Source organism: Streptomyces sp. NPDC046759 (assembly GCF_040645475.1).
Taxonomy (GTDB): Bacteria; Actinomycetota; Actinomycetes; order Streptomycetales; family Streptomycetaceae; genus Streptomyces.
The window spans coordinates 156,602-166,527 of sequence record NZ_JBEYYJ010000022.1 but is presented as its reverse complement, the minus strand read 5'-3'; the positions used below and the strand labels follow the sequence as shown (position 1 = coordinate 166,527).

12 protein-coding genes are annotated in these 9,926 nt (G+C 71.6%); 10 read left to right on the top strand and 2 right to left on the bottom strand.

Features of this window, described 5'->3' with window-relative positions:
• From ABZ919_RS27730 to ABZ919_RS27700, 7 genes are all read left to right on the top strand, one after another.
• A partial coding sequence (locus tag ABZ919_RS27730) for a YibE/F family protein (RefSeq protein ID WP_361252906.1) occupies positions 1 to 204 on the top strand: 204 nt, incomplete at its 5' end.
• A gap of 512 nt (positions 205 to 716) precedes the next feature.
• On the top strand, positions 717 to 848 hold the full coding sequence (locus tag ABZ919_RS27725; protein ID WP_361252904.1) for a hypothetical protein: 132 nt from the start codon (positions 717 to 719) through the stop codon (positions 846 to 848).
• A gap of 513 nt (positions 849 to 1,361) precedes the next feature.
• Positions 1,362 to 2,591 carry an acyl-CoA dehydrogenase family protein gene (locus ABZ919_RS27720; RefSeq protein WP_361252902.1) on the top strand — a complete coding sequence of 410 codons (1,230 nt, stop codon included), beginning with the start codon at positions 1,362 to 1,364 and terminating at the stop codon, positions 2,589 to 2,591.
• A gap of 415 nt (positions 2,592 to 3,006) precedes the next feature.
• Positions 3,007 to 3,465: an Rrf2 family transcriptional regulator gene (locus ABZ919_RS27715; protein ID WP_361252914.1), complete on the top strand. Its 459-nt coding sequence runs from the start codon at positions 3,007 to 3,009 to the stop codon at positions 3,463 to 3,465.
• Positions 3,466 to 3,998: 533 nt separating this feature from the next.
• Entirely contained in the window at positions 3,999 to 5,105 is a 1,107-nt protein-coding gene (locus ABZ919_RS27710) for an aliphatic sulfonate ABC transporter substrate-binding protein (protein ID WP_361252900.1), read from the top strand.
• A gap of 172 nt (positions 5,106 to 5,277) precedes the next feature.
• Positions 5,278 to 5,775 carry a hypothetical protein gene (locus tag ABZ919_RS27705; RefSeq protein ID WP_361252898.1) on the top strand — a complete coding sequence of 166 codons (498 nt, stop codon included), beginning with the start codon at positions 5,278 to 5,280 and terminating at the stop codon, positions 5,773 to 5,775.
• 334 nt (positions 5,776 to 6,109) lie between these two features.
• A complete protein-coding gene (locus tag ABZ919_RS27700) occupies positions 6,110 to 6,757 on the top strand; it encodes a DedA family protein (protein ID WP_361252912.1) in 648 nt (215 codons plus the stop codon).
• 171 nt (positions 6,758 to 6,928) lie between these two features.
• Here the strand turns inward: ABZ919_RS27700 and ABZ919_RS27695 are convergent, their stop codons facing one another.
• The gene (locus ABZ919_RS27695) at positions 6,929 to 7,417 is read right to left on the bottom strand and encodes a hypothetical protein (protein ID WP_361252896.1); all 489 of its coding nucleotides are present in this window, start codon (positions 7,415 to 7,417) and stop codon (positions 6,929 to 6,931) included.
• 76 nt (positions 7,418 to 7,493) lie between these two features.
• On the opposite strand from ABZ919_RS27695, the gene ABZ919_RS27690 reads away from it, so the two are divergent.
• The 3 genes from ABZ919_RS27690 to ABZ919_RS27680 all read left to right on the top strand — a co-directional run bounded on the left by ABZ919_RS27690 (position 7,494) and on the right by ABZ919_RS27680 (position 9,637).
• Positions 7,494 to 7,841, top strand: coding sequence for a VOC family protein (locus ABZ919_RS27690; RefSeq protein WP_361252895.1), 348 nt, complete (start codon positions 7,494 to 7,496; stop codon positions 7,839 to 7,841).
• 113 nt (positions 7,842 to 7,954) lie between these two features.
• The gene (locus ABZ919_RS27685) at positions 7,955 to 8,314 is read left to right on the top strand and encodes a DUF779 domain-containing protein (protein WP_361252893.1); all 360 of its coding nucleotides are present in this window, start codon (positions 7,955 to 7,957) and stop codon (positions 8,312 to 8,314) included.
• An 84-nt stretch (positions 8,315 to 8,398) separates the two neighbouring features.
• On the top strand, positions 8,399 to 9,637 hold the full coding sequence (locus ABZ919_RS27680) for a phosphodiester glycosidase family protein (protein WP_361252891.1): 1,239 nt from the start codon (positions 8,399 to 8,401) through the stop codon (positions 9,635 to 9,637).
• Positions 9,638 to 9,639: 2 nt separating this feature from the next.
• On the opposite strand, the gene ABZ919_RS27675 is transcribed toward ABZ919_RS27680, so the two are convergent.
• Positions 9,640 to 9,834, bottom strand: a complete 195-nt coding sequence (locus tag ABZ919_RS27675; protein WP_361252889.1) for a hypothetical protein — start codon at positions 9,832 to 9,834, stop codon at positions 9,640 to 9,642.
• Positions 9,835 to 9,926 lie beyond the last annotated feature (92 nt).

Below are 9,926 nucleotides of genomic sequence, written 5' to 3'. Positions count from 1 at the left end.
AACAGCGAACTGGTCGCCGAAGAGATCGTACGCACCCTGGTCGGATCCATCGGACTGGTCGCCTCCGTACCGGTCACCACACTCCTCGCCGCCCTGGTCGTCTCGGCCGACCGCCCCGGTCCGCAGGCGGAATCGCCAACCGGGGGCGCGGCGGCGGCCGGCCGGGCGACGGCGGGCCGGGGCGGGCGTAGGCGGAAGCGTTGAGAGACGTCCCTTCGGGGACGGACCCAGGCCATGTCATCCATTGCCTGGTCCGCGCGCTGCACCGCACTCCACACGATGTACCCGCGCGGGACTCCTCCGCGAGGTCGACCGCCGGCCGGGCTCGGGCGCAGACGCGGGCCCGGACGGCGTCCTTGCCTTCGCCCGGGCCGGCCTCGACCACCGGCAGTGCGGTGGATGGCGGTCGTCCGCCGGTCACGCCGCACGCTCGGGTCGTGCGGGCGCCGCGGGCCCCGGGACAGCCGCAATTGACACCGCGAAGCCGCGCAAGTTGTCATGAACAGCAGCGGCCACAAGATCGCGCTGCTCGGCCTGGTCCGGCGGCGGTGGCGGCAAGTCCTCGGGCTTCAAGAGGTTCCTGGAGCACGGTCGGCGGCACCAGCGCCGCCGCACCCGAGTGGGCGGCGTTCGCCGCCCTGTACAACCAGCAGGCCCCGGCGGCCGGCAAGGCGGCAAGGCCAACCTCGGCTTCGCCAACCCCGCCCTGTACTTCCGTGAGCGGCACCGGTGTCCACAACATGACCAGCGGCAGCAACGGCGCCCACTTCGCGGCCACCGGCTGGGACTTCACCACCGGCTGGGGCTCGTACAACGCCGCGACGCCGGCGGGCAAGTTGCTCCGGTGAGCCGGAACGAACCGCCTGTGGGCCGGACATCGCACCCCGTCCGGTTCTCGCCGCTCCCCGCGCCGGGCGCGTACGCGACCAGCCGCTCCCACGGTGTGGCGTTCCCTACATTTCCTATCGGTTTACTAGGGAAACATTGACGTTCCCCAGCGCGGTGCGCAGGATGATGCACATGTCCCCCGCGCAGCAACGACTCGTTCGTCGTAGGCATGTCGACTTTGGTCACGTCGCCAGCGCCGCCTGCTGTCGTGCGTAAGGCACACGGCTGACACGTAGCAGCGCGCCGCTCCGCTCCCTCCCGCCCACCCCGGGCGATCAGGCGGGCCCCTTTCCGCTGCACCTGATGTCCCGGCGTACTTCCGAAGGACGACCGCCATGACCACGGCGCTTCCACCCCTATGAGCGCGGCGCACCGACACCGGATCGTCACCGTACGGCGAGTGGGCTCCAGGCACGTGCCCGGCCGGCACCCCAACACCCCTTCGTGTCACTGACCTTGAGGAGGCCTCCGCCATGGGCGTTGCCACTGCGCCGTCCGGCTCCGCTTCGGAGTCCGGCCGGAACGGGCCAGGCCGGGCGCACTGGCTGCGCGTGGCCCGCGAGACGGCGGACGACCTGGCCACGGACGCAGCGGCCCGGGAGCAGGCGGGCAAGGTCCCGTTCGACGAGGTGTGCCGCCTGCGCGAGGCGGGACTGCTGACGCTCCTCGTACCGGCCGAGTCGGGAGGAGGCGGCGCGGACTGGCCCACGGCCTACGCCGTGGTCCGGGAGATCGCCGCAGCCGACGGCGCGATCGGTCAACTGCTCGGCTGTCACTGTTTCCTGTCGTGGAGCGCCCGGTTCCTCACTGATCGCTCTCGCGCCGCTCGACTGGAGCGGCAGTGCGCGACGGAGCAGTGGTGCTGGGGTGGCGGTCTGGCCCGTCAGGAATCGCCTCTGACGTTGAGCAGAGCTCGCGGCGGCCATGTGCTCAACGGCCGGCAGAGCTACTCCACGGGAGTCCTGGTCGCCGACCGCCTCGCCGTACGGGCCGTGCGGGCCGGCAGCGGCGAACCACTCGCCGTCGTCCTCGACCCCGCCCACCCCGGCGTCAGTGTCGATGGCGACGCCGACACCTTCGGCCAGCGCCTCGCGGCCGGTGCGAGCGTGGAGTTCGACGCCGTACCGGTGGCCGCCGACGACGTAGTCGGTTCCCTCTCCGCGGACGAGGACGTCCTGTCTCCCCCGACTGCCCTGGCCTCTCCGGTCGGGCGGCTCCTCTCCGTCCAGCTCCGCCTCGGCATGGCCGAGGGAGTACTCGACGAAGCCCGGGAGTACAGCCGGGCGGGTCACTCGCCCCGGCACCCCGCCCGGACGGGCGACTCCGCCCAGGACCCGCAGGTCCTGGCCGCCTACGGGGAACTCACCGTCCTCACCCGTTCCGCGTCCGCACTCGCCGATCAGGCGCTGGACGCCGTGCGCCACGGGCTGACCCGCGGCGAAGACCTCACCTACGAGGAGTACGCGGACATCTCCGTCCTCGTGGCCATGGCCGAAGCCGCCGCCTCCCGGGCCGCGCAGGAGTCCACCGCCCGCGCCCTCGACATCGTCGGCGCCCGCTCCGCGTCCTCACGGCTCGGCTTCGACCGCTTCTGGCGCAACGCCCGCACCCACACCCTGTATGAGCCGGTCGCTCACCGGCTCCGCGATGTGGGGGACTACTACCTCAACGGCGCGCATCCGCCGTTCGTCCTGCCAGTCTGACCGTTACTGGCCACGTCGTGCTGGTCGGCCGCGCCTTCGCGGCCATGTGGGCTGTGCTCGAGCCGGCGCGACACGGGGCGGACGGGGCCCTCGGCGGCAAGGGCCGCTGCGGCCGGCACCAGCGGCACCACCGCCTCAGCCGGAACCGGCGTCCGGTACGTCCACCGGAGTCCGCCGCGCGGGAGGTAGGCGGCCATGGAGAGCGGGGAAGCCCCGGGCGGACAGACGGCCGACCGGCGCCCGGCCTCACCGGTGTCGACGGCAGCGCCCTCGGCCAGGTCATCAAGGGCGACGACGCCTCCCACTGCACCTCCGCCGCGGCCTGCGGTCCCAGGGCGGACCGGCGGCGGGATCCGCCCGCCCGGCGGCCTGCCCACGGCGGATGCCGACCGAGGCGGTACGGGACAATGGGCACATGCGGATCTCAGCCAGGGCGGATTACGCGGTACGTGCCGCGCTGCAGCTCGCCGCGTCACGGGACGACGGGCCGATGAAGGCCGAGGCCATCGCCGGCGCTCAGGACATACCGCACAAGTTTCTCGAGAGCATCCTGAACGACATGCGCCGGGGCGGTCTCGTCCTCAGCCGGCGCGGTGGCAACGGCGGCTACCGGCCGGCCAGGCCCGCCGAGTCCATCAGCATCGCCGACGTCATCCGCGTCGTGGACGGACCGCTCGTCTCGGTGCGTGGGGTCCGCCCTCCGGAGCTGTCCTACACCGGCCCGGCCGAGTCGCTGCTCCCCTTGTGGATCGCATTGCGGTCCCATGTGCGCGAGATCCTCGATGGCGTGTCACTGGCCGACGTCGCAGACGCCCGACTACCCGCTGAACTGTCGGCGTTGAGCGACGTTCCAGGTGCGTGGGTGAACCCCTGACCCGCTGAGCCGTTCACCCGAATCCCAGAACGCGAGACGCGGTCGTCCATCATGCGAACACCCTCTTGGGGAGGGCGCCGCCTTCTGCCACGATCCCTACCAACCAGCTAGGGAAACCAGGGAATGCGGGGTGAGGTCATGAGAGCACCGGACCGCACACTCCTGTTGCTGCCCCTGCTGACGTCGCGTCGCCACATCGACTTCGGCCGCACGTCCAGTGCCATGTGTCAGCCCGTCTGAGCCGTCCGCACACCTCGCCGGCACCGCACAGAAACCCGGTGCATTCCACCGTCGCGCCGGCTTCGGCGGGTGGGTCACCGTCGCCTGGCAGCGCCGCCCGCATTCCCCACCCGCACGGTCGTGGCGCGGCACGGCCGTGACGGAGGCGCATCACACGCCCCCCACGATCCGCTCCCCGACCCGAGACGGCCTTCCTGCTGCCGCGGGTCGGCGAGTCGAGCACAGGTGCCGCCCACCCGCCGCCTCGCTTTGCCGTATGTCCCTGATGACCCGATCCCTGAGAGGACACCCACGTGTCTGCCCCGAGACCGCTCACCGCCCTGCGCACCATCGCTGTCATGGCGGCGCTCCCCGTCCTGCTGACCGCCTGCGGGTACGGCTCCAAGTCCACTGACGACGGGAAGAAGACCGCAGTCGCGGCGGGTGCCCGGAAGCTCTCCGCCGACGAGGTGAAGATCGGCTACTTCCCCAACCTCACGCACGCCACCGCTCTCGTGGGCGTACAGGAGGGCCTGTTCCAGAAGGAGCTCGGCGGCACCACGGTCAAGACCGCCACCTTCAACGCCGGCCCCTCCGAGATCGAGGCGCTCAACGCCGGGTCCATCGACATCGGCTGGATCGGCCCCTCCCCCGCCATCAACGGCTACACCAAGTCCCTCGGCAAGAACCTGCGGATCATCGGCGGTTCCGCCTCCGGCGGCGTGAAGCTGGTCGTGAACCCGAAGAAGATCAAGTCCCTGAAGGACGTCAAGGGCAAGAAGATCGCCACCCCTCAGCTCGGCAACACCCAGGACGTGGCGTTCCTCAACTGGATCGCCGGCCAGGGCTGGAAGGTCGACGCGCAGAGCGGCAAGGGTGACGTCTCCGTCGTCCGCACCGACAACAAGATCACCCCGGACGCCTACAAGTCCGGCTCCATCGACGGCGCCTGGGTGCCCGAGCCGACCGCGTCCAAGCTGGTCGCCGAGGGCGCGAAGGTACTGCTCGACGAGTCGGCACTGTGGCCCGCGAAGAAGTTCGTGATCACGAACATCGTGGTGCGGCAGGACTTCCTCAAGAAGCACCCGGACGTCGTCGAGGCCGTACTGCGCGGCTCGGTGAAGACGAACGAGTGGATCAACGCCAACCCGGCGAAGGCGAAGGCGTCCGCCAACACGGCGCTGGAGAAGCTGTCGGGCAAGGCACTGCCCGCGGACGTCATCGATCCGGCCTGGAAGTCCATCACCTTCCTCGACGACCCCCTGGCCTCCACTCTCAACACCGAGGCCGAGCACGCGGTGACGGCCGGCCTGCTGGACAAGCCCGATCTGAAGGGCATCTACGACCTCACTCTGCTCAACAAGGTCCTCAAGGCCGAGGGCAAGAGCGAGGTCGACGACGCCGGTCTCGGCACCAAGTAGCGACAGCCCGACCGACGAGTTCCCAGGAGGTGACGACCATGGCCGCCCCTGCCGGCCGCCCCTCGCCCGGCAGGGGCGTGTGCGGCAGGGTCGACCGGCGTGGCTCGCCGAGGTCTGCGCCGGCGGCCACCCCGGAAGCGGTGCTGTCCGTATCGGCTGGGACACTCCCATCATGGACACGACACCCGAGCAGATAAGCTCCCGGACAGCGATCGGATGGACCTTCGCGCTCGCGGTCCTCGGAGGGTTCACCGGCTTCGCCTGGGGCGGACCGTTCCTGGCCGTCGCCTGCGCCCTCTCCCTGGGAGGCGGCGCGGCCCTGGGTACGGCCCTGTCCCGCCGTCGCATGGTCGTGACCATGCGGAAAGGCTGGGGGGAGGCCGTCGCGCTCGGGTACACCGACGGAATCACGGACATGATGCTGCTGGGCATATACGCGTACCGGGCCGCCGTCTTTCCGCTGTCCGGCCCCGGCGCAGTGGATTCCGCCGAGCGCATGGCCCGCCGCAAGGCCGCTTACCACGTCGCGGCCGCGGAAGGACTTCCCCACCACATCCGTGAGGCCGCGGCCGTCGTTCTCGAGGCGATCGACGACGCGCGTGACAAGGACGCCCAGTCCGCCATCGAGGACCTGATGAAGGCCGTCCAGGAGCAGCGCCGCGGCGCATGACCGCAGCCGGAGTGGCACGAAGGTCTTTTTGCCCTCATGGAGACGGACGGATCCGTGGAATCCCCCGGCGCCCCCGCGGTCCAGGTCGGCTGCCGCGCCCGCACCGAAGTCGGCGCCACCTGCGCGTTCACGTCGCCACCGCTTTCGGCTCACCGCCGTCACCGCCCTCGCCGTGCCGCACCGCCGGTCCCCGCCCCGCCGGCCACCACCCCGCCGTTCTCCGCCCGCGCCGGCTCCGCGCCCGTCTCTCCGCCCCCGAGGCGGGCGTTTCACGGTCGGCCGGGTGATGCTGGTGAGCGAGTACCCCTGCGAGGAGGCCAGGAGGCGCGGCGAGGTGATAGCCGTCAACCCGATGAACAGCGCCTCGGTGCTGGCCGCCTTCGGCGCGCTCGGCGTCCTGGTGGTGATCTTCGCGGAGTCCGGTCTGCTGGTCTTCGGCTTCTTCCTGCCCGGTGACACGCTGCTCTTCCCGGCCGGTGTGCTGTGCGCCGGCAGTGCGGACCAGCCGCCCAAGCTGGCGCTGTGGCAGGTGCTGCTGTGCGCGGCGGTGGGAGCGGTGGTCGGCGGGCAGGTCGGCTATCTGATCGGGCGGCACGGCGGACGGGCGCTGCTGTCCCGTACCTCCAACCGGCGGCTGAAGAGGGCGGCCGCCCGGGCCGAGGATCTCCTGGCCCGGTACGGCTACGGGAAGGCGCTGGTCATCGGCCGGTTCGTGCCGTTGCTGCGGACGGTCCTGCACCCCGTGGCCGGTGCGCTGAAGGTGCCCGGGCGAACCTTCACGATCTGGCAGACGGTCGGCGGGGTGCTGTGGTCGCAGGTGCTCGTCCTCGCCGGCTACAGCCTCGGTTCCTCCGTCCCGCACCTCGAGGACTATCTGCTGCCGCTGGTCGCCGTGGTGGTCGTCCTGTCGATGCTGCCCCTTCTGTTCGAGGCCCGCCGGGCCCGCCGCGAACGGCGCCGGTCCTCGGACCGCACTTCCTAGTGCTGCGACCGGGCCCGCCCGCGCCCGCCGTCCACGCACGCCGAGCGACACCCCGGGCCGCAACCGCGACGAGGGCGGCCTCGCCGGCGTCGGCGGGCAGGACCCGAACGGCCGGGGCGCTCGCGGCCGGCGCCTGCTGGAGTCCAGCCACGCAGGACGGCACCGGTCGGGTCAGCGCAGCCTGCGCTCCTTGCGGCGCTTGCGGTTCGGGCGTCGGGGACGGTGGACCGTCTCCAGTTCGCCCACCGCCGCGCGGACGTGGGCCGGGTCAGCGGGCCGGGAGCCGCCGGCGCACCACCAGGACGGCCGTCCGCCCACGTCCCGTGGGTGCATGCCGAGGTCGTGGACGGTGCAGACCGGCCACACCCGCCAAAGACACTCCGTGACCGTCTCCTGGGCAGCGTCGGCCACGGACATCAGGGCTTCGGCGGCGGAGTCCGTCGGTGTCAGGGGATTCCCGTGCGCGTCGCCGTTGGAGAGGGCCACGTAGACCTGCTCGTCCAGGTCACCGGAGTCCGGGTGGGCCATCAGACGCAGGGGAGGCTGGTCGGGCACGGTGGCCGCCAGATCCCGGTTGACGGTCGCCAGCGCCTCGTCCCACAGCGGGTGTTCCCCGTCGGGGACGAAGCGCGGCTCGGGCCGGCCGGACGAAGCGAACATGGACACATCCTCGCAGGCCCGCTGCCGACTACCCTTTCCCGCGTCCACGACAGCCGCCACCCCTCGGAGCCGCGAGATGTCCGTACGCCGCATCGTGCCCAACGTCCGGTCGGCCGCCCTGCCGCAGAGCAGGGAGTTCTACGGAGCGCTGGGGCTGGAGGAGGTCATGAACCACGGCTGGATCGTGACGCTGGCCCCCGCCGGGAACCCGACCGCGCAGCTCAGCCTGATGACCGAGGACCGCACCGCGCCCGTCGCCCCGGACCTGAGCATCGAGGTCGAGGACGTCGACGCGGCGTACGCGGCGATGCGCGAGCGCGGCGCGGAGATCGTGCATCCGCTGACGGACGAGGAGTGGGGTGTGCGACGGTTCTTCGTGCGGGACCCCAACGGCCGGGTGGTGAACGTGCTGGGCCATCGCTGAACCCGTCCCGGCGGGCCGACGACGCGTTCTGGACGGGCCGGTGACGATCCGTGAGACTGGATCGGCGTCTCAGGTCCGACGCACCGCGCCCCGGCACATCAGGACGGTGACCCATGGATGAGAAAATCCCGCGCGTCGAACTCACCCCCCGGGCCGCGGACCTGGTACGGCGGCTGCACGCCGAGCACGGTCCGCTGATGTTCCACCAGTCCGGCGGCTGCTGCGACGGCAGCGCACCCATGTGCTACCCGGACGGCGAATTCCGCACCGGCGGCTCGGACGTACTGCTGGCCGAGCTGGACGTGGACGGCGTGGCCGAGCCCGTCACCTTCTGGATGTCCCGGAGCCAGTACCAGGCGTGGAGCCACACCCGGCTGATCGTGGACGTCGTTCCGGGACGGGGTAGCGGCTTCTCCCTGGAAGCACCCGAGGGGGTGCGTTTTCTCACTCGTTCTCGCGTAGTCGACGGCTAGTCGGCCCGGCGGTCGTCGCGCTCTGGTGCACTGCCCCGTAAAACCCGTACGACAGGGACAGTTGACGAGACATCAGGGGGCACGGTGACCAGACGTCGCAGGCGTTCGGCAGCGGGCAGAGCGGTTCTCACGGTTGTCACGGCGTTCGGCGTGCTGTCCGGTGCGGCCCTGGCGGGGGCCGCGCCGGCCGGTGCGGTACCGGTCGGCAGGCACATCGCGCCGGGTGTCACCTACCGGCAGTTCGACGTCGACGCCGCCGCGGGCACGGCGCACGCCCATCTCCTCACGATCGACCTGGCCGATCCGCACGTCCGTGTGGACCTGCTGTACCCGGGTGCGGTGGCGGCCCGGGCCACCGTCTCCCACATGGCGGACTCCGCGGGGGCTGTCGCGGGGGTCAACGGTGACTTCTTCAACATCACCGAGACCCAGCACCCCGGCGTGGAGGCCACCGGCGCGAGCGTGGGACCGGCGATCGCGGACGGTCAGGTACTCAAGGCGGCGGTGCCCGACGGCCAGCGGTTCGGACCCGCGCTGCCGCCGGGCACCGGCACGCAGGACGTCTTCGGCGTGGGCACCGACCGGCGGGCCCGGCTGGACCGCCTCTCCCTCGCCGGCAGCGTGGACACGCCGGACGGCGCGTTCCCCCTGAAGGGCCTCAACCAGTACGCACTCGCGGAGAACTCCGTCGGCGCCTTCACCGCACGGTGGGGCAGCGCGTCCCGGATGCGTGCCGTCTGCGGCAGCGACACCCAGCGGTCGGCGCCGTGCAGCACCGACACCTACGAGGTGAAGGTGCGGGACGGCCGGGTGGTCTCCGCGTCCGACACGCCGGGCAGCGGCTCGATCCCGGCGGGCACCACGGTTCTGGTGGGACGCGAGGAGGGCGCGCAGCGGCTGCGCAAGCTGGCCGTCGGCGACGCGGTGACCGTGAGGCACTCCCTGGTGGCGGCCTCGTCCGGGGTGCCGTACGCGTTCGCGATCGGCGGCTTCCCGGTCCTCAAGGGCGGCAAGGAGCTGTCCGGTCTGGACAACGGGACCTCGGCGGTGCGCACGGTGGTGGGCTTCAAGGGCGGCGGACGGCAGCTGCTGATCCTGGCTCTGGACGGGGCCGCCGAGTACCGGACCGGGATGACCGTCGCGGAGGAGGCGGGCACCATGCGCTCGCTGGGCGCGTCCGACGCGTTCAACCTCGACGGCGGCGGCTCCACCGAGCTGGTCACCCGTAACGACGGTGCGAGCGCGGTGGCGGTCCGCAACCACCCGAGTGGTGGCGCCGAGCGTCCCGTCGCGAACGGCATCGGGGTGTTCTCGGCCGGCTGAGCTCAGGGCCGCAGGCTGCTCACCAGGTCGGCGGTCGTGGTGAGCCCGCTGCTGATGGTGGGCGCCATGCTGGTACCGGCCAGGAAGAAGCCGAGCAGCATGCAGACCAGGGCGTGGGAGATCTTCAGCGAGCAGTTGCGAATGAAGATCACGGCCAGGATCAGGAGCAGCAGCACCACAGAGATGGAAACGGCCATCGGGAACCTCCTCCGCCACGCCCCTTGAGTGGCGTTTCGGCCGCAAGTGTGGCGTAGCGGAGGGTCCGTCCGGGCGGCTGACGTGTCCCCCA

Bases quoted from the DNA above. Each gene is read 5' to 3' on its own strand.
- ABZ919_RS27715 (WP_361252914.1), top strand. From the start codon at position 3,007: ATGCGGATCTCAGCCAGGGCGGATTACGCGGTACGTGCCGCGCTGCAG.
- ABZ919_RS27675 (WP_361252889.1), bottom strand. From the start codon at position 9,834: ATGGCCGTTTCCATCTCTGTGGTGCTGCTGCTCCTGATCCTGGCCGTG.
- ABZ919_RS27720 (WP_361252902.1), top strand. From the start codon at position 1,362: ATGGGCGTTGCCACTGCGCCGTCCGGCTCCGCTTCGGAGTCCGGCCGG.
- ABZ919_RS27690 (WP_361252895.1), top strand. From the start codon at position 7,494: ATGTCCGTACGCCGCATCGTGCCCAACGTCCGGTCGGCCGCCCTGCCG.
- ABZ919_RS27705 (WP_361252898.1), top strand. From the start codon at position 5,278: ATGGACACGACACCCGAGCAGATAAGCTCCCGGACAGCGATCGGATGG.
- ABZ919_RS27685 (WP_361252893.1), top strand. From the start codon at position 7,955: ATGGATGAGAAAATCCCGCGCGTCGAACTCACCCCCCGGGCCGCGGAC.
- ABZ919_RS27695 (WP_361252896.1), bottom strand. From the start codon at position 7,417: ATGTTCGCTTCGTCCGGCCGGCCCGAGCCGCGCTTCGTCCCCGACGGG.